At 70.6% G+C, this 19,037-nt stretch carries 14 protein-coding genes and 1 riboswitch; of the genes, 10 read left to right on the top strand and 4 right to left on the bottom strand.

Features of this window, described 5'->3' with window-relative positions:
- Positions 1-367: 367 nt before the first annotated feature.
- The gene (locus ACFVTX_RS09505) at positions 368-4,558 is read right to left on the bottom strand and encodes a VWA domain-containing protein (RefSeq protein ID WP_386899393.1); all 4,191 of its coding nucleotides are present in this window, start codon (positions 4,556-4,558) and stop codon (positions 368-370) included.
- Between the two features lie 309 nt (positions 4,559-4,867).
- On the opposite strand from ACFVTX_RS09505, the gene ACFVTX_RS09500 reads away from it, so the two are divergent.
- Genes ACFVTX_RS09500 through ACFVTX_RS09480 form a run of 5 tightly spaced genes read left to right on the top strand, consistent with a single transcriptional unit; the run spans position 4,868 to position 9,466 of the window.
- Entirely contained in the window at positions 4,868-6,175 is a 1,308-nt protein-coding gene (locus ACFVTX_RS09500; RefSeq protein WP_386899391.1) for a YihY/virulence factor BrkB family protein, read from the top strand.
- A gap of 10 nt (positions 6,176-6,185) precedes the next feature.
- Positions 6,186-7,025, top strand: a complete 840-nt coding sequence (locus tag ACFVTX_RS09495) for an exodeoxyribonuclease III (RefSeq protein ID WP_386899389.1) — start codon at positions 6,186-6,188, stop codon at positions 7,023-7,025.
- A 40-nt stretch (positions 7,026-7,065) separates the two neighbouring features.
- The gene (trpS, locus tag ACFVTX_RS09490) at positions 7,066-8,079 is read left to right on the top strand and encodes a tryptophan--tRNA ligase (RefSeq protein ID WP_386899387.1); all 1,014 of its coding nucleotides are present in this window, start codon (positions 7,066-7,068) and stop codon (positions 8,077-8,079) included.
- Positions 8,080-8,081: 2 nt separating this feature from the next.
- Entirely contained in the window at positions 8,082-8,657 is a 576-nt protein-coding gene (locus ACFVTX_RS09485) for a GNAT family N-acetyltransferase (RefSeq protein WP_386899385.1), read from the top strand.
- Entirely contained in the window at positions 8,654-9,466 is an 813-nt protein-coding gene (locus ACFVTX_RS09480) for an HAD family hydrolase (protein WP_386899383.1), read from the top strand. Before ACFVTX_RS09485 ends, ACFVTX_RS09480 begins: the two co-directional genes overlap by 4 nt.
- 139 nt (positions 9,467-9,605) lie before the next feature.
- On the opposite strand, the gene glpK is transcribed toward ACFVTX_RS09480, so the two are convergent.
- From glpK to ACFVTX_RS09465, 3 genes are all read right to left on the bottom strand, one after another.
- Positions 9,606-11,120 (bottom strand): glycerol kinase GlpK, encoded by a 1,515-nt coding sequence (gene glpK, locus ACFVTX_RS09475; RefSeq protein WP_386899382.1) that lies wholly within the window; start codon positions 11,118-11,120, stop codon positions 9,606-9,608.
- Between the two features lie 55 nt (positions 11,121-11,175).
- Positions 11,176-11,925 carry an MIP/aquaporin family protein gene (locus ACFVTX_RS09470; RefSeq protein WP_386899380.1) on the bottom strand — a complete coding sequence of 250 codons (750 nt, stop codon included), beginning with the start codon at positions 11,923-11,925 and terminating at the stop codon, positions 11,176-11,178.
- Between the two features lie 270 nt (positions 11,926-12,195).
- Positions 12,196-13,953: an FAD-dependent oxidoreductase gene (locus tag ACFVTX_RS09465; protein ID WP_386899378.1), complete on the bottom strand. Its 1,758-nt coding sequence runs from the start codon at positions 13,951-13,953 to the stop codon at positions 12,196-12,198.
- Between the two features lie 122 nt (positions 13,954-14,075).
- Between ACFVTX_RS09465 and ACFVTX_RS09460 the strand changes: the two genes are divergently transcribed.
- The 5 genes from ACFVTX_RS09460 (at position 14,076) to ribH (ending at position 18,979) form a co-directional block, all read left to right on the top strand.
- A complete protein-coding gene (locus ACFVTX_RS09460; protein WP_386899376.1) occupies positions 14,076-15,077 on the top strand; it encodes a sugar-binding transcriptional regulator in 1,002 nt (333 codons plus the stop codon).
- 171 nt (positions 15,078-15,248) lie between these two features.
- Positions 15,249-15,394: riboswitch (FMN riboswitch) on the top strand.
- An 88-nt stretch (positions 15,395-15,482) separates the two neighbouring features.
- Positions 15,483-16,553, top strand: a complete 1,071-nt coding sequence (gene ribD, locus ACFVTX_RS09455; protein ID WP_386899374.1) for a bifunctional diaminohydroxyphosphoribosylaminopyrimidine deaminase/5-amino-6-(5-phosphoribosylamino)uracil reductase RibD — start codon at positions 15,483-15,485, stop codon at positions 16,551-16,553.
- Between the two features lies 1 nt (position 16,554).
- On the top strand, positions 16,555-17,223 hold the full coding sequence (locus ACFVTX_RS09450) for a riboflavin synthase (protein WP_386899372.1): 669 nt from the start codon (positions 16,555-16,557) through the stop codon (positions 17,221-17,223).
- The gene (ribA, locus tag ACFVTX_RS09445) at positions 17,220-18,518 is read left to right on the top strand and encodes a GTP cyclohydrolase II (protein WP_386899370.1); all 1,299 of its coding nucleotides are present in this window, start codon (positions 17,220-17,222) and stop codon (positions 18,516-18,518) included. Before ACFVTX_RS09450 ends, ribA begins: the two co-directional genes overlap by 4 nt.
- The gene (gene ribH / locus ACFVTX_RS09440; RefSeq protein ID WP_386899368.1) at positions 18,515-18,979 is read left to right on the top strand and encodes a 6,7-dimethyl-8-ribityllumazine synthase; all 465 of its coding nucleotides are present in this window, start codon (positions 18,515-18,517) and stop codon (positions 18,977-18,979) included. The genes ribA and ribH overlap by 4 nt, the downstream gene beginning before the upstream one ends.
- The last annotated feature ends 58 nt before the right edge of the window (positions 18,980-19,037 follow it).

Here is a 19,037-nt window from a genome sequence, read left to right as displayed (position 1 = left end):
GTTCGCGGGTACGTCCCCCATCGGCCCGTCGAGGCGAGCCGTCGAACGCACGGGTGCACGTTCGCGCTCATCCTTCCATCGCTCGAATCTTGCGTGATACCCCGAAATTGGCACCAATACGGGGGTATCTTCGCCTTTGGGGTACAGATTCTTGCGCGAATACCGGTTTTCGGGGTACAACGACGGGGATGCCCCGCCGGAACGGCCTCCGACGGGGCATCCGATCGTTGCTCAGCCTTCGCGGCGGCGGTGCGCACCTCTGACCGCGACCGCCCCGAAGAGTCGAACCCCGAAACGGGTGATGCCGCGACGCATCTCGCGTCGCGGCATCCCCCTGTCTCAGCCCGGGCCGTTCGGCCCCCGCGGGCTACCCGTCACCGAGACGGCGGCGCCGCACCACCGTGTACGCGACGGCCATCGCCCCGAGGAGCAGCATGCCCGCCGCGACCCAGCCGACGGGACCGCCCGCGAAACCGGTGCTCGCGATCGAGGATCCGGGCTGCGGAATCGTCACGGTCACTGCCGAGTCGTCGCACAGGACCGGTTCGGCAGGATCGAGCGGGATCGCCCCCTCCGCCGCGGCCGCCGTCTCATCGTCGGGCAGGTCGTTCCAGCAGATCTCACCGGTGTTGACGACGCTCGACGCGGTCGACTTCGGATTCAGCGTGACGGAGAGCACGACGTCCGGGGCATCCGGCCGCGTGCCGCCGATCTGCCCGTTGAGCGTGCAGTGCAGCACGCCGCCGTACCCGGCCGAGTCCTTGCCGGTGACCTCGCAGCCGTCCCAGCGGGGGAACGCGGGGGCCGGTGCCGTGGTGATCGAGTTCACCTTGAGACCCGCGGGGATCTCGTCGAAGAGCTCCATCGCCTTGGTGGCGCCGAGACCCGGGTTCGTGATCGAGAGCGTGTAGTCGAACGTCGCGCCCGGCTTCGCCGAGGTCACGCTCGAGGTCTTCACGATCTCGGGGTGGGCGTCACGGGTGACCGCGCACGCCGGCGTCGCCTGCGGGTAGACCGCGAGCACCGACTGGCTCGGGTTGATCTCGAAGGTGATCGTCATCGGGTGGAGCTGGTCGGCGAACGCGTAGCTCGGGAGCGACGAGTCCTTCACCATGTTCTCCCACGAGTCGACGATCGTGCCCTCTCCGACGACGTCCCCCGGTTCGGCCAGGCGCCATCCCGGCCAGCCGATCGAGATGCCCTCGTCGTTCACCTCGCCGTACGGCCACAGCAGCCGCCCGTTCCGCTCCTCCCACGGGATCGTCATGACGATCGGCTCCGCGTCGGGGTAGAACACCGGGTCGGGCGTCCAGGTGACCGTGATGTCGGAGGGCGTCACCGGCCCCGCCGTCATCACGTTGTGGTACAGCCACGGCACGTCGTTGATGCACTGCACGTACGCGTTCGCCTCGATCGCCTTCGTCGGCACCGTGGTGTCGTCGCAGTCGTTGTCGGGGTTGAGGTCGTTCGTCGGCAGCGACGGCTCCTCCAGCTTCTCGGACGGGAGCAGCTCGGGGACGTCGTCGTCGGGGACGACGATCTCGACGCACGCCTCGTTCACGACCGGCTCCGCCGGCACCGGCTCGGGCGGTGTCTCGGGGTTCTCGGGAATCGGCACGACGGGATCGCCGAGGAACCGCACCTGGAACCGGAACTCGGTCACCTCGCCTGCGGCGTACACGCCGCTGTACTCGGCCGTGAACTCGTTGCCCGCGAAGGACGCGTTCCAGTTGGGATCGACGGGGTCGATCTCGATGCCGCTGATCACCTCGAGCGTGTCGGGCAGCGTGTCCGTCACGAGCGCGCCGGGCACGTCCGGTCCGTGGTTCGTCACCGTCAGGGTGAACCAGAACTCGGATGCCTCGGGGTCGGTGTTGTCGATGGCCTCGACGCCCTCCGGCAGCTCGTACTCCTTGACGATGCCGAGGTCGGCCGGGTCGGCGGTGTTCACGATGGTGCAGGTGGCCTCACCGCCGCTCGGGACGTAGACGTTGTCCGTGGGATCCGAGTGCTTCGCGAGCACCGGGCCGTCGGTCACGCAGTCCCACTCGCCCGGCACGTAGGTGCCGTCATCGATGTAGGGGTTGTCGGAGTCGGGGTTCGGACGCTCGCTGACGTCGTACCAGCCCGACGGGACGAGGTACGTGCGACCCGGGTCGCTGACTCCGGGATCCTCGACCGTGACCGTCTCTCCCTCGGCCTTCAGCAGCCAGTCGCTCGGCACCGCCAGCGGGAAGTCCGGGATGTCCTCGGCCTTCGTGTTGTCGACCTCCTTGACGAGCGTGAGCCGCGCCGGGGCGTCGCAGTCGGTGTCCTCGCGGACACCGGTGCCGATCGTGACGATGCCGGTGTTCGAGAACCCGCCGCCCTCCTCGCCGTCGCAGCCGTACTCGGGCTCACCCTCGTCGTCGATCGTCGCGATGACCCGCACGTACCAACTGTCGGTCGCGCCGACGGCGATGGGCACGTCCTCGTCGATGAGGTACTCGCCGGTCGGCGGGTTCGGGCCCGGGGCTGCGAGCTCGACGCCGGGGTCGACGTCGGGATCCTCACCGGGCGCCCAGTACTTGAACGACCAGATCGTCATGTCATCGCCGAAGTCGATCGCATCGGAGAGGTCGTACTTCGTGTCGACCTCGCCGGTGTTCTCGACATCGAGCGTGTAGCCGATGGTCCACTCGCCGCTCGCCGGGTTGAGGTCGACCACGTCGACCTCCTTGTCGATGGCGATGTCGGGTGTCGGGTTCGTCGTCTCGCAGTCGTCGGCCGGATGCGTCGGCGTCGTCTTCTCGACGTCCGTCGGGCAGTGACCGTGGTCGCTCGGAGTCACGACGTTGTACAGCACCCGGTCGAACGCGTCGTCCTTCACGGTGACCATGAACGAGACCGTGGCCTCGGCACCCAGGCCGAGCGTCGGGATCGACCACTTCAGCTCATCGCCGTTCAGCACGAGACCCGCCGGCAACGGCATCTGCAGCGTCGCGTCATCGAGCACATCGCTCAGGTCGTCGACGAGGGTCGCACCGGTCACCGGAATCGCGCCGTCGTTCTTGGCGTGCAGCGTGTAGGTCACGTTCTGGCCGGGCTCGACGGTCGTGCCGTCGGCGGGGTTCACCGTCTTCCACGCGAGCCATTTCGGCGCGAGCGTGTTGAGCACCCAGCAGTGCGTGGTGCCCTTCTTCGAGACGGTCGCGGTGAAGTTCCGGTCGGGCGTGCTGAACGGCACCGCGCTCGCATCGGCGAGGTTCGACGTCGTGCCGCACCTGACACCCGTGAGGGCGCTGCCCATCGGGTCGACCGTCTCGGTGAAGACCACCTGACGGGCCGGCGGGTTCTGGCCGACCGCGAAGCCGGTCACCGCGAACGGCTCGGTCTGGCTCGTGGCATCCGTCGTGCCCGACGCAGGCGAGACGTCGCTCGTCGCGGTCGTGTACTGCCATCCCACGCCGCCCGGATCGCCCGGGAACGCCGGGCCCACCTGCTTGTGGATGATCACGTTCCCGCCGCAGAGCGCTTCTGCCACGACCTTCAGGTCGTCGGCGAGGCTCGCGTAGTCGTCGCTCTGCATGTAGTCGGCTGTGGAGATGTTCGAGCCGGTGAACTCCTCGCCGCCCGAGATCGCCTGGATCGGACCGAGGTCGATGTCACCGACCGCGACCACGAACACGTGCGAGGAGGTCGCCTTGATCGCGTTCGCCTGCGCGATCGCGGGGTTCACGGCACCCGGCGAACCGTCGGGGAACTCCCCGCCGTTGTCCGGGTCGACCGTGTTCGGGTTGCCGTCGGTGATGACGATCGTGAGCTCCACGGGAGTGTCCGCGAAGCCGCCGAAGGTGCCGCGCCCGACCTCGAGCCCGCGCGTCCAGTTGGTCCATCCGTCGGACACCAGACCCGAGTACGAACCCTGGATCGCGGCGAGGTTCGCCGTCGTGAGATCGGTGGCGGTCTTCAGCACTCCCGCATCCTGGTCGAAGGCCGTGACCGAGACCTGGGACCCCGTGTCCTTCAACGCGTTCGTGAACGCGTTCGCGGCGGCCTTGAGGTTCGCCATGCCGCCGGAACCGATCGAGGCCGACTTGTCGAGGATCAGCGCGAAGTCGAGCCCGCAGCTGTTGGGCAGGTCGGGGTTCGGAGTCGAGGGGTCGAATCCGTCGTCGGCGAATGCGCGCATCCCTGCCTGCTGCGTCTCCAGACACGCGTCGCGCGCGCTGCGGTCGTCGTTCGCGATCGGGATCGCCTCGCAGTCGACCGGCACGGCCTCGGGCACCGCGATCGGTGCGACCGCCTCAGGCGCCGGCACCGGCTCGGGTACGGACTCGGGCTCTGCTGCAGGCTCGGGCTCGACGACCGGCTCGGGCTCCGGTGCGGGCGCCGGCTCCGGTGCCGGCTCCGCCTCGGGCTCGGGCGCCGGGGGCGTCGCCTCCGGCGCGGGCTCCGCCGCTTCGCTCGCGACCGCCGGATCGGGCTCGAGCGCCTCGGCCGCTGCGATCGTCGGGGCGCCGACGATCACGAGCGCCCCGGCGAGGAGCGCGGCGAGTGCACCGTTCGCCCGCCTCACGCCAGTCCCCCGGTTCCCCACTCGGGATCCGGATCGAGTTCGTGTGCGCAGATACATGGCTCTCCCACTTCCGTGACGACGGCGCCGGCTCATGGTTCGGGTCAGCGCCGCAAGTCTCCTCTCACGCATCCGCCATCCTCAAGGATTCCTCAGTTATTACCCCCCGAACTCGGGGTACGGCGAAACGCCGATTCGGGGGACACCCCGACCAGGGCTCAGGGCAGCCCCTGAGGGTGTTCTCGCGACCGCTCCCGCGTGGCGCACGGCGGCACCGCGTGGCATCCGGATGCACCTCGCTACTCTGGGAACGTGAGCGAGCGACCAGGCCCGGAGACGCGCAGTTCGACGCGCGCCGGCGCCGACGCCCGCCGCTCGCGCGAGTCCGAGCCGGTGCACGAGGTGCACGCCGAGCTCGACGACGTGAACCGCTCGGCGAAGGCGCGCTTCGAAGCGGCGAGCCAGCCGTTCCTCGATCGATTCGAGGAACCGATCAGCCGGGTCAACACGATCACGAAGAAGACGATGGCGCTGTTCCCGGTGCGCGTCTGGCGGCACTTCCTCGCGCGCAACGGGTTCATCCTCTCCGCCGGGCTGAGCTACCAGGCGCTGTTCGCGAGCTTCGCCGCGATCTACGTCGTCTTCGCGGTCGCCGGCATCTGGCTCACGAGCAACCAGGAGACGATGGATGCGTTCATCACCCTGGTGAACACCTATGCGCCCGGGCTCGTCGGCTCCGGCGACGAGGCCGTCATCTCCGACGACGAGCTCACCCAGATCGCGCAGGCGAGCGCGGGAGTGCTGGGGTGGACCGGTGCCATCGCCGTCATCGGCCTCATCTGGACGGCCATCGGCTGGATCACCTACGCCAGGCTCTCGGTGCGCTCGATCTTCGGGCTGCCGAAGGACACCCGGGCGTACGTGCTGCTCAAGGCGAGGGACTTCCTGGCCGGATTCGGCTTCGGCGCAGTGCTCATCTTCGCCTCCGTGCTGTCGGTGGCGACCACCTCGTTCATCTCATGGGTGTTCAGTTCGCTCGGCATCGAGGACGCGGGCGGCTGGGAGGCGTTCCTCGTGCAGGCGGGCGCGATCGTCGTCGTGTTCGTGATCGACACGCTCGCCCTCGCGGTGATGTTCCGGTTCCTCTCCGGTGCGGCGATGCCGTGGCGCCGGATGTGGGTCGGCTCGCTCCTCGGCTCCGGTGCGCTCTCCGCGATGCAGATGCTCAGCGGGCTGCTCGTGTCGAGCGCGAGCCGCAACCCGCTGCTCGCGACGTTCGCCGTCTTCATCGCACTGCTCCTCTGGTTCCACCTCGCGAGCATCGTGATCCTCGTCGCCGCGAGCTGGATCGCCGTCGAGGCCGCGGATGCGCACGAGACGCTTCGGAAGGTGACTCCCGAGCAGCTCGAGGCCGAGGCGCGCGAGCGCGAGCGCGAGGCGCTGCTGACCGCCGCGCAGGTCCGCGTGCGCGACGCGCGGGGCGCGCTCGCCAGGTCGAAGTGGTTCGACCGGCTGCCCGCGAAGCGGCGCCTCACCCGCGCCGAGCAGGACCTCGCCGACCTCGAGGCGCGCCAGCGAGCCGAGCGCGGCACGACCGAGCGCGTCGGAGGGCTCCCGTAGGATCGAGGGCATGCCCTCCGCGAAGCCCCTCCGTCTCGCCAGTGTCAACGTCAACGGGGTGCGGGCCGCATTCCGCAAGGGCATGGGCGACTGGCTCGCCGCGCGCGACGTCGACATCCTCGCCCTCCAAGAGGTGCGCGCCTCGACCGAAGACCTGCAGGGCCTGCTGGGCTCCGAATGGGACATCCTGCACGACGCGGCGACCGCCAAGGGCCGCGCCGGCGTCGCGATCGCGAGCCGCCGCCGCGCCCACCTCCACCGGGTCGAGCTCGGCGCGGCCGACTTCGACACCGCGGGCCGCTGGCTCGAGGCCGACTACGAGGTCGGCGACCGCGTCGTCACCGTCGTCTCGGCGTACGTGCACTCGGGCGAGGTCGACACCCCCAAGCAGGTCGAGAAGTTCAAGTTCCTCGACGCGATGGTCGAGCGCCTCCCCCAGCTCGCCGAGCACTCCGAGCTCGCGGTCGTCGTCGGCGACCTCAACGTCGGGCACCGCACGCTCGACATCAAGAACTGGAAGGGCAACGTCAAGCGCGCCGGGTTCCTGCCCGCCGAGCGCGAGTACTTCGACCGCTTCCTCGGCGCAGAGGGCGACGAGGCCTACAACGCCGGCGCCGGTCTCGGCTGGGTCGACCTCGGCCGCCGCGACGCCGGCGAGGTGCCCGGCCCGTACACCTGGTGGTCGCAGCGCGGCAAGGCCTTCGACACCGACACCGGCTGGCGCATCGACTACCAGCTCGCGACGCAGGCCCTCGCCGACACGGTCGTCTCGTACACCGTCGACCGTGCCGCCGCCTACGACGAGCGATGGTCCGATCACGCCCCCGTGGTCGTCGACTACGCCATCTGACCCTGCCGCACCGCGGCCGCACACTTCGAAGGAACACCCCATGACGCAGAAGCCCCGCCTCTACTCGGGCATGCAGCCCTCCGCCGACTCGCTTCACGCCGGCAACTACATCGGCGCCCTCCTCCAGTGGAAGGAGCTGCAGTCCACGCACGACGCCTTCTTCTCGGTCGTCGACATGCACGCCATCACCGTGGCGCAAGACCCCGCCGAACTCCGTGAGAAGACCCGCCGCACGGCAGCGCAGTACATCGCCGCCGGCATCGACCCGTCGAGCTCGACCCTGTACGTGCAGTCGCACGTGCCCGCGCACGCCGAGCTGGCCTGGGTGCTCAACACCATCACGGGCTTCGGCGAGGCCGGGCGCATGACCCAGTTCAAGGACAAGTCGCAGAAGCAGGGTGCTGACGCGACGAGCGTCGGCCTCTTCGCCTACCCCGTCCTGATGGCGGCCGACATCCTGCTGTACCAGACCGAGATCGTCCCCGTCGGCGACGACCAGAAGCAGCACGTCGAACTCACCCGCGACCTCGCCACCCGGTTCAACGCCCGCTTCGGCGCCGACACCTTCGTGCTGCCCGAGCCGGCGATCCAGCGCGAGACCGCACGCATCTACGACCTGCAGAACCCCACGTCGAAGATGTCGAAGTCGGGCGACACGCCGGCGGGCATCCTGTGGATGCTCGACGAGCCCTCGGTCACCGCGAAGAAGATCATGCGCGCCGTCACCGACACCGACGGCGAGGTCCGCTTCGACCGCGAGCACAAGCCCGGCGTCTCGAACCTGCTCACGATCTTCTCGGTGCTCTCGAACCGCAGCATCCCCGAGCTCGAGCAGGAGTTCGCTGGCCGCGGCTACGGCGACTTCAAGAAGGCGCTCGCCGAGGTCGTGGTCGACGAGTTCGAACCCATCCGGGCACGGGCGCTCGAACTGCTCGACGACCCCGCCGAGCTCGACCGCCTGCTGGGCGTCAACGCCGACCGCGCGAGCGAGGTCGCCGAGGCCACCCTCGCGACGGTCTACGACCGCATCGGCTTCCTCAGGCGCGCACGCTGACCATGCAGCCCGTCGCCCTGCGCACCGCTCGACTCGTGCTCGACCTCCCGGTCGAGGGAGATGTCGCGCGCGTCGCCGAGTACTGCACCGACCCGCTCTTCGAGGCGTACCTCACCACGCCGTGGCCGTACACCGAGGCGCACGCCCGTGGATTCCTCACGGAGTATGTGCCCGGCTCGTGGCGTTCGGCCACCGAGCTCACCTGGGCGATCCGCAGCGCCTCGGGCGAGCCGCTGATGGGCGTGATCGGCCTGCGCCTGCCCACCCGCGAGATCGGCTACTGGCTCGGCGCTGAGCATCGCGGCTCTGCCTACATGACCGAGGCGCTGCTCGCCGTCTGCGAGTGGGCGTTCGCCGAACTTCCGGGTACCGAGACGGTGACCTGGCGGGCCAACGCGGGCAACCTCGCCTCGGCGATGGTCGCGCGTGCCGCCGGGTTCCGCAGCACGACGACGCCCGAGACGACGGTCCCCGGCCGCGACGGCGCCGATCTCGACGGTTGGTCGGGCGAGCGCGGGGCGACCCCCGACCCCGGCGCGTACGAGAGCTGGGTGCCGCTCCTCGGCGGTGCCGTGTGACGACCTCGAACCGCCGCTCGGGCGACGAGGCGACGGCCCCGACGCCGATCGTGCTCTTCGACCTCGACGACACGCTCATGGCGCACCGCGAGGCGGTGGCCGCCGGGATCGTGCTGCACATGCGCGAACGCGCATACGACGCGACGAGCGACACCCTCGCCGGCCCCGCCGGCGACGCGCTCACGGCTGCGCAGCGACTCTGGCACGAGCTCGAAGAGCAGCACTACCACGAGTACCTCGCCGGCCGGTTGAGCTTCGAGGGCCAGCGGCGGGCCCGTGCCCGCGACTTCGCCCTGGCCCACGGCGAGGAGCTCGACGACCTCGCCGCCGGCGCCTGGTTCGACCGCTACTTCGAGCGCTACCGCGACTCGTGGGGTGTGCACGCCGACGCGCTCCCCGCCCTCGACCGGCTCGAGGCCGAGCTGCCCGGGGTGCGGCTCGGCATCATCACGAACGGCGAGCCCGACTTCCAGGCGGCGAAGCTCGAACGCCTGGGGCTGACGGGGCGCTTCGCCCACGTCGTCGCCTCGGGCGCGGTCGGCGTGACGAAGCCCGACCCCGCGATCTTCCGGCTCGCCCTCGACCGCTTCGCGGCGGAGCATCCGGTCTCTGCGGCCGCGTACGTCGGCGACCGCCTCGCGACCGACGCGATCGGCGCCGCTCGCGCGGGGCTCCTCGGCGTGTGGGTGAACCGCTTCGGCACGGTGCCCGACGCCGACGAGGCCGCGGCCGCGGCGGAGCTCGGCGTCATCGAGATCGACTCCCTCGACGCGCTCGCCGACGCACTCGTGCCGCGCCTGCTCGGCTGAGGCGGGGCATCCGCCCGCTCGAATCGCACGCTCGCGCACGCTTCGCGACGATTCCCGTCCGAGAACGAGAACGGGCCGAGCGCACCCCCATGCGCCCGGCCCAGGTTTCCACCGTAACCCGCGGTGGAGTCCTTCTCGTTCAGATCACGTCGTCGTCGACCCAGTCGAGGGTCTTCGTGACGGCCTTCTTCCAGTTGCGGTCGAGGCGTGCACGCTCGGCCTCGTCCATCGACGGGGTCCAGCGCTTGTCCTCCTGCCAGTTCTGCGCGAGCTCGTCGAGGCTCGACCAGAAGCCGACCGCGAGGCCGGCCGCGTAGGCCGCGCCGAGCGCCGTCGTCTCCGCGACGACCGGCCGCACGACCGGCACGCCGAGGATGTCGGCCTGGAACTGCAGCAGCGTGTCGTTCGCGGTCGCCCCGCCGTCGACGCGCAGCTCGGTGAGGTCGACGCCGGCGTCGGCGTTCACGGCCTCGATGACGTCGCGCGTCTGGAAGGCGATCGCCTCGAGTGCCGCGCGGGCGATGTGCCCCTTGTTCACGAAGCGGGTGAGGCCGACGAGCGCGCCGCGGGCGTCGGGGCGCCAGTACGGCGCGAACAGGCCCGAGAACGCCGGCACGAAGTAGGCGCCGCCGTTGTCCTCGACGGACTTCGCGAGCTCCTCGACCTCTGCGGCGCTCGAGATGAGGCCGAGGTTGTCGCGCAGCCACTGGATCAGCGAACCGGTCACCGCGATCGAGCCCTCGAGCGCGTAGTGCACGGGCTGGTCGCCGAGCTTGTAGCCGACCGTCGTCAGGAGGCCGTTCTTCGAGTGGACGATCTCCTCGCCCGTGTTGAAGATGAGGAAGTTGCCGGTGCCGTAGGTGTTCTTCGCCTCGCCGGTCGCGAACGCCGCCTGGCCGAAGGTCGCGGCCTGCTGGTCGCCGAGGATGCCCGAGATGGGGGTCTCGCGGAGCAGCGAGTGCTGGTTCGCGTGACCGTAGACCTCGGAGGAGCTCTTGATCTCGGGGAGCATCGAGCGGGGCACGCCGAACGCGGCGAGGATCTCGTCGTCCCACTGCAGGGTCTCGAGGTCCATGAACATCGTGCGGCTCGCGTTCGTGACATCCGTCGCGTGCACGCCGCCGTCGACGCCGCCCGTCAGGTTCCACAGCACCCAGGTGTCGGTCGTGCCGAACAGGAGGTCGCCGGCCTCGGCCTTCTCGCGTGCGCCGGGCACGTTCTCGAGGATCCAGACGATCTTCGTGCCCGAGAAGTACGTCGCGAGCGGCAGCCCGACCCGCTCCTTGAAGCGCTCCACGCCGCCGTCGGCCGCCAGGCGGTCGACGATCGACTGGGTGCGGGTGTCCTGCCACACGATCGCGTTGTACACGGGCTCGCCGGTGTTCTTGTCCCACACGACCGCGGTCTCGCGCTGGTTCGTGATACCCACGGCAGCGATGTCGTGGCGGGTGAGCTTCGCCTTGCCGAGGGCCTGGCCGATCACCTCGCCCGTGTTGCGCCAGATCTCGGCGGGGTCGTGCTCGACCCAGCCCGCCTTCGGGAAGATCTGCTCGTGCTCGAGCTGCCCGGTCGACACGATCGAGCCGGCCTTGTCGAAGATGATCGCGCGCGACGAGGTCGTGCCCTGGTCGATCGCGAGTACGTAGTCAGCCATCTGAGAACTCCGTTGCTGTCAGTGAGTGGTGGGTGGTGGTTCGGATGCCGCGGGGTCAGCCGAGGATCGGGAGGAGCGGCGTCGCGGCGAGGCCGGCGAGGACACCGCCGATGATGGGGCCGACGACCGGAACCCACGAGTACGACCAGTCGCTGCCGCCCTTGCCCTTGATCGGGAGGATGGCGTGCGCGATGCGGGGGCCGAGGTCGCGGGCGGGGTTGATCGCGTAGCCGGTCGGGCCGCCGAGCGACGTGCCGATCACGATCACGAGGAACGCGACGGGGATCGCGCCGAGTTCGGCCGGGGTCCCGCCGTTCGTGAAGCCGATGATGACGAACACGAGCACGAAGGTGCCGATGATCTCGGTGACGAGGTTCCAGCCGTACGAGCGGATCGCCGGGCCGGTCGAGAACACGCCGAGCTTGTTCGCGGCCTCGGGCTCGGCGTCGAAGTGCTGCTTGTACGCGAGCCAGCAGAAGACCGCGCCGAGGAACGCGCCGACCATCTGCGCGGCGATGTAGGTGAGCACCGAGACGGCGTTGACCGGGACGCCCGAACCGAACTCGGTGGCGCCGTTCGCCACGAGGCCGAGGGTGACCGCCGGGTTCAGGTGCGCGCCCGAGGAGTACGACACGATGACGCCGGCGAAGACCGCGAGGCCCCAGCCGATGTTCACCATGAGGAATCCGCCGTTGTTGCCCTTGGTCTTCGCGAGGGCGACGTTCGCGACGACACCGCAACCGAGGAGGACGAGCATCGCCGTGCCGACGACTTCCGACAGGAACACGAGACCGAGATTGTCCACGTTGACCTTCTTTCTGAGAGAGCGAGCCGATCGGCCCCGATGAAACGTATCCGCCGAAACGCCCGCAATCGGGCGTTTCGGCGTGCACATCCGTTCAGTTTCGGGACCCGGCGGCCGAGGAGCGCGACGAAGGAGGACCATCGCCGGTGGTCGAGGAGCGCGCGACGAAGGAGCACGCGTCTCGAGACCCGTCACGGGGTCTCGAGACGCGTCCGACTGCGTCGGGCGCTCCTCGACCGGCGGGAGTGGCGTCCTCGACCAGCGCGAGCGCTACCCGAGCGTCGCGAGCTCGCCGAGCGCGACGCCGTGGCGCTCGGCCAGCAGGGCGCGGGTCGCGGCGATCTCCTCGGCGCGGCGCTCCTCGCTCCAGCCGAGCACCTCGCCCGTGATCGCGGCGAGCTCGCCGAGCAGTTCGGCCGTGAGCGCGCCCGTGAAGGCGATGCTCGTGCGGCGCAGCACGACGTCCTGCAGGTGCACGACGCGCTCGCCGCGCACGAGCCAGCCGAGCTCCTGCCTGCTGTAGTCGGCGTGGTGCGTGAGCCGCTCCTCCTGCTCGCCCTCGACCTCGGTGAGGAAGGCCGCGGCGCGGGTGCCGTAGCGCTCGAGGAGTTCGTCGGCCCGGGCACGGCCGACCTCGTCGCCGTGCGAGACGAGCCAGACCCGACGCGCGTCGTCGTTGGCGGGGTAGCCCTTGCCGCCGCCGATCGCGAGGCCCTTCGTCGACACCGTGCGCTCGCGCCCGAGCAGTTCGAGCACCTCGTTCGAGAGGTGTTCGGCGAGCGCGCGGAAGGTGGTCCACTTGCCCCCGACGAGGCTCAGCACCTGCGTGCCGGGGCGGCCCGTGGCATCCGCCCGTTCGATGCGGTAGTCGCGGGAGACGAAGCCCGGCTGCGTGTCGTCGTGACGCGGCAGCGGGCGCACGCCCGAGAAGCGGTAGACGATCTGCGAACGGTCGACGGCGACGCCTGGGAAAACGTGCGCGATGAGATCGAAGAAGTAGTCGACCTCCTCCTCGGTGCAGATCGCGGGCTGGCGCATGTCGTGCTCGAGGTCGGTCGTGCCGACCATGACCTTGCCCTTGAGCGGGTAGATGAGGACGATGCGGCCGTCCTCGTGCTCGAAGAAGATCTCGCGGCCGGCCGTCGCGGCGTGCAGCTCTGGGTGGTCGAGCACGATGTGCGAGCCCTTGGTGCCGCCCATGAAGCGGGTCGCGTTGCCGAGTTCGGCGTTCGTGAGGTCGGTCCAGGGGCCCGAGGTGTTCACGACCACGTCGGCGGCGATCGAGAACTCCTCGCCGGTCGCGGTGTCGCGGAGGCGCACGCCGGAGGCGTCGTGGCCGATCGCCTCGACGTAGTTCACGGCCCGGGCGTGGGGGCCTGCGGCGAGGCCGTCGAAGAGCACGTCGAGCGCGAGCCGCTCGGGGTCGTGCATGCTCGCGTCGTAGTAGGTGGCGGTGTACTTCACGCCGGGGTTCAGCGCGGGGAGCTCGGCGAGCGAGCGCTTCGCACCGTGGAAGCGGTGGCGGGGCACCTGGCCGCCGTCGCGCGAGAACGAGTCGTACATGGTGAGGCCGGCCTTGATGAGCGCGGCGCCGCGCTCGGTGGGCTTGCCCGACTTGTGCGTGAGGAACCGCATGGGGGCGGAGAGGATGCCGGAGAAGGTCGAGAAGATCGGCACGGTCGTCTCGAGGGGCTTCACGTAGTGGGGGGCGATGCGGATGAGGCTGTTGCGCTCCTCCACCGATTCTTTGACGAGGCGGAACTCGCCGTTCTCGAGGTAGCGGATGCCGCCGTGGATCATGTGCGACGAGGCCGCCGAGGCGCCCGAGACGAAGTCGCCGCGTTCGACGAGGACGACGTCGACGCCCTGGAGGGCGAGGTCGCGGAAGGTCGCGATGCCGTTGATGCCGGCGCCGATGATGACGACGGATGCCTCGGGGCGGGCCTGGAGCGCGGTGACCTCCTCCCGGGTCGACGGAGCGCCGCCGGGGTGCTGACGGCTGTGCTGGTTCGTCGATTGCGTTGACATCGCTGTCCTCTCGGAAGAACTGCGGCAGGGCTTGCGTGAGCCTGCCGGGTGTGGATGAATACATCGTGAACACGCCAGCACGAACTTGCAAGCCGCGTGAACATATGTGCAGAGTAGGGGTCATGATCGACAAGGAGATGCTCGCGACGGTCGACGTCGACGAGGCGGTGCCCGGCAAGACGCGCGACGCGCTGCGGGCGGCGCACCTGTACTACATGCAGGACCTCACGATGGACGCCATCGCGCACGAGCTGCACACCTCGCGATCCTCGGTATCACGGCTGCTCAGCCACGCCCGTGCGAGCGGGCTCGTCGAGATCTCGATCCACTCCCCGCTCGACCTGCCGAGCCGGATCGAGCAGGAGATCCTCGAACGCTTCGAGGTGCAGGCGCACGTCATCCCGGTGCCCGACCACGCGAGCGACGTCGATCGACTCGACCGCGTCGCGCTCTCGGCTGCACGGATTCTCGGACGCTTCATCGACTCGAACCTCACCGTCGGCATCGCCTGGGGCTCGACGATGGGCGCCATGAGCCGGCACCTCGTGCCGAAGGCCACCCACAACTCCGAGATCGTGCAGCTGAACGGCGCCGGCAACCTGCGCACGACCGGCATCGTCTACGCGAGCGAGCTGCTGCGCCGCTTCGGCGACGCGTTCGGCGCGCGCGTGCAGCAGTTCCCGGTGCCCGCGTTCTTCGACGAACCCGCCACGAAGCAGGCCTTCTGGCGCGAACGCTCGACGCAGCGCCTCCTCGACCTCCAGGGCCGGCTCGACCTCGCGCTCTTCGGCATCGGCTCGCCCTTCGCCGAGGTGCCGAGCCACGTCTACCAGGGCGGCTACCTCGAGCGGGCCGACTACGAGGACCTCAGCCGCGACGGCGCGGTCGGCGACGTCGCGACGGTGTTCTACCGGGCCGACGGCTCGACCGACGGCATCGCCCTGAACGCCCGCGCCACCGGCCCCGACTTCCAGACGCTCCGGCGTGCGCCGCGGCGCATCTGCGTCGTCTCGGGTCGGGCGAAGCTCGCCGGCCTCCGCGGCGCGCTCGCGGCGGGCCTCATCACCGACCTCATCGTCGACGAGAGCACCGCCCGCGCGCTCGTCGAGCAGCCCGCCGACTGACCGGCACGCCGCTGCTCCATCGAGTGGGCAGATATGCACCTTCCCGACGCGCTGAAGGTTCATATCTGCCCACTCGATTGAAAGGAGACGCAGGGCGGCACGCCGCGGCGGGTCTCACGGCGCAACGGGAATAGGGCGGCGCGCGATGCGTTGACCTACAATCGACACGAGAAACGTGCTCCGGGGTCGGTGTAATTCCGAGCCGGCGGTAACAGTCCGCGAGCCGGGCGCGTTCGATCGCGAGATCGAATGCGCACGGTTGAACTGGTGAAACTCCAGTACCGACGGTGAAAGTCCGGATGGGAGGCGGCACGTGTCGGCTGCGCTGTGCGCCGCCGACGACGCGGTGGCGACGCCGCGCGACCAGCCGAGCATTCCCCGGAGCCTTGGACACGAGGACGAGGGATGACGACGGCAGCAGATCGGCCCGATGCGCACGGGCACGGCGAGGCGGATGCCACGGCGATGCGCCGCGCGCTCGAACTCGCCGACCTGGGCCCCGCCCACGGGGTGAACCCGCGCGTCGGCTGCGTCCTCCTCTCCCCCGCGGGCGAGGTGCTCGCCGAGGGCTGGCACCGCGGTGCCGGCACCGCGCACGCCGAGGTCGACGCGCTGTCGAAGCTCGCACCGGGCGCCGCGCACGGTGCGACGGCCGTCGTCACCCTCGAGCCCTGCAACCACACCGGCCGCACCGGGCCGTGCGCGCTCGCCCTCATCGAGGCCGGCGTCGCGCGGGTCGTCTACGCGGTCGGCGATCCGGGCGACCACTCTGCCGGAGGCGCCGAACGCCTGCGCGAGGCCGGCGTCGAGGTCTCGGGCGGCGTGCTCGCCGACGAGGTCGAGGCGCTCCTCGACGACTGGCTCTTCGCCGCACGGCACCGCCGCCCGCACGTCACCGTCAAGTGGGCGTCGAGCCTCGACGGCCGCGCGGCCGCGGCCGACGGCACGAGCCAGTGGATCACCGGCCCCGCCGCCCGCCGCGACGTGCACCGCCGCCGGGCCGCGGCCGACGCGATCGCCGTCGGCACCGGCACCGTGCTCGCCGACGACCCCGCGCTCACCGCCCGCGACGACGCCGGTCGCCTGCTCGAGGCGCAGCCCGTGCCGGTCGTCTTCGGGCGCCGCCCCGTGCCGGCCGATGCCGCGCTGCGCGCGCACCCCCACGAACCCGTGTTCGTGGACGGCACCGAGCTCGGGGCCGATCTCGAGGCGCTGCAGCGCCGTGGCATCCGCTCGCTCTTCGTCGAGGGCGGCCCGACCCTCGCGAGCGCCTTCATCGCCGCCGGCTTCGCCGACGAACTGCTCGTCTACCTCGCGCCCGCCCTCATCGGCGGGCCGGGCCTCGCCCTCGGCGAGCTCGGCATCTCGACGATCGCCGACGCCCGCCGTTTCGACTTCGCCGCCGTCGAGCGGCTCGGCGACGATCTCCTGCTCGTCGCCCACCCGGCACCCGCCGGTTCACAGGAAGGCAACTGACATGTTCACCGGAATCATCGAGGAGCTCGGGCGCATCGAACGCGTCGAACGCACCGCCGACGCCGCGCGGCTCACGGTGCGCGGCCCGCTCGCGGTCGAGGGCGTGAAGCACGGCGACTCGATCGCGGTGTCGGGCGTGTGCCTCACCGTCGTCGACTTCGACGCCGAGCGCTTCACCGCCGACGTGATGGCGCAGACGCTCGCGATGTCGACGCTCGACGCGGTGCGCGACGGGCTCGCGGTGAACCTCGAGCGCGCGGCGAAGGTCGGCGACCGCATCGGCGGGCACATCGTGCAGGGGCACATCGACGGCACCGCGAAGGTGCTCGAGATCCGCCCGGGCGAGGCGTGGCGGGTCATCCGCTTCTCGCTCGACACCGCGCACGCGCCGCTCGTCGTCGACAAGGGCTCGATCGCGGTCGACGGGGTCTCGCTCACGGTGAGCGCCGTCGGCGCGGACGCGTCGGGCGACTGGTTCGAGGTGTCCCTCATCCCCGAGACGCTCGCCGCGACCACGCTCGGCGAGCGCGCGGTCGGCGATGCGGTGAACCTCGAGACCGACATCCTCGCGCGGCAGGTGGCCCGGATGCTCCGCTTCGACGAGCACCGCACGCTGCCGTCGTCCGTGCCCGCGGCATCCGCCCCCTCGACGAACGGAGGGCTCGCATGAGCCTCGCCACGATTCCCGAAGTGCTCGACGCGCTGCGCGCGGGCAAGCCCGTCATCGTCGCCGACGACGAAGCCCGCGAGAACGAGGGCGACGCGATCATGGCGGCCGAGTTCGCCACGCAGGAGTGGATCGCGTGGATGGTGCGCAACACGAGCGGCTACCTCTGCGCTCCCATGCCGAACGCGGTCGCAGACCGGCTCGAGCTGCCGCTCATGGTCGACCGCAACGAGGACGCCCGGGGCACGGCGTACACGATCTCGGTCGACGCCGCCGACCGGGTCTCGACGGGCATCAGCGCCGCCGACCGCGCGCACACCCTGCGTGTGCTGGCCGACCCCGGTTCGACGCCCGAGCGGCTGATCCGACCGGGTCACGTGATCCCGCTGCGCGCCGTCGACGGCGGTGTGCGCGAACGTGCGGGCCACACCGAGGCCGCGGTCGACCTGATGCGCCTCGCGGGGCTCGCACCCGTCGGCGTCATCGGCGAACTCGTCGAGGACGACGGCGAGATGATGCGCCTGCCCGGGCTCATCGCGCTCGGCGAGCGCGAGGGCCTGCCGGTGACGACCGTCGCCGCGCTCGTCGACTGGCTGCGCGAGCAGCCCGAGGGCGTGCTGCCCGGCGGCGACGCCGCCGCCGTGCCCGAGTCGTCGCCCGTCGCGTTCGAGGTCGAGACGACGCTGCCGACCGAGCACGGCGACTTCCGCGTACGGGCCTACCGCGACCGCGGCACGGGCGCCGACCACGTCGCGATCATCGTCGGCGACCCCGGTGCCGACGAGCGCGGTGCGATCGTGCGCGTGCACTCGGAGTGCCTGACGGGCGAGGCGTTCGGCTCGTTGAAGTGCGAGTGCGGGCCGCAGCTCGACGCCGCACTCGAGGAGATCCAGCGCCGCGGCGGCGTCGTCATCTACCTGCGGGGTCATGAGGGGCGCGGCATCGGCCTCATCAACAAGCTGCGGGCGTACCGACTGCAGGAGGACGGCCTCGACACCCTCGACGCGAACGTCGCGCTCGGCCTGCCGATCGATGCGCGCGACTACACGGCGGCCTCGGCGATCCTCGCCGACCTCGGGGTGTCGCGGGTGCGCCTCCTCACGAACAACCCCGACAAGGTGCGCCAGCTCGAGGCGCACGGCATCGAGGTCGCCGAGCGGCTGCCGCTCGTCGTCGGGGTCGGGACGGTCAACACCGGCTACCTCGACACCAAGCGTCGCCGCATGGGCCACGCCATCGAAGACCAGCAGCTCGCCGACGCGGCCGCTGAAACCCTCCTGGAAGGACACGCATCATGAGCGGTCACGGCTCCCCCACCCTCGACATCGACGGCTCGGGCCTCGACGTCGTCATCGTCGCGGGCAGCTGGCACGACGAGATCACGAACGGGCTGATCGCGGGGGCCACGCGCACCCTCGAGTCGGCGGGCGCGTCGTTCTCGCTCGTGCGGGTCCCGGGCAGCTTCGAGCTGCCCGTGGTGGCGAAGGCCGCCCTCGAGGCGGGCGCCGACGCGGTCGTGGCGCTCGGCGTCATCATCCGCGGCGGCACCCCGCACTTCGAGTACGTCTCGGCGGCCGCGACCGACGGCCTCACACGGGTCGCCCTCGACACGGGCAAGCCCGTCGGCTTCGGCGTGCTCACCCTCGACGACGAGCAGCAGGGCCTCGACCGGGCAGGGCTCCCCGGCTCGAAGGAGGACAAGGGTCGAGAGGCCGCCGAGGCGGCGATCGCGACGGCGAGGGTGCTGCGCGCACTCTGACCGACCGCCGTTCGGAATTCGACTTCGACGCGGCGTAGAACCGACTACACTCGGCAGC

It is taken from the genome of Agromyces sp. NPDC058136 (assembly GCF_042884375.1).
Classification (GTDB): domain Bacteria; phylum Actinomycetota; class Actinomycetes; order Actinomycetales; family Microbacteriaceae; genus Agromyces.
This window is presented reverse-complemented; position numbering and strand designations above follow the sequence as displayed.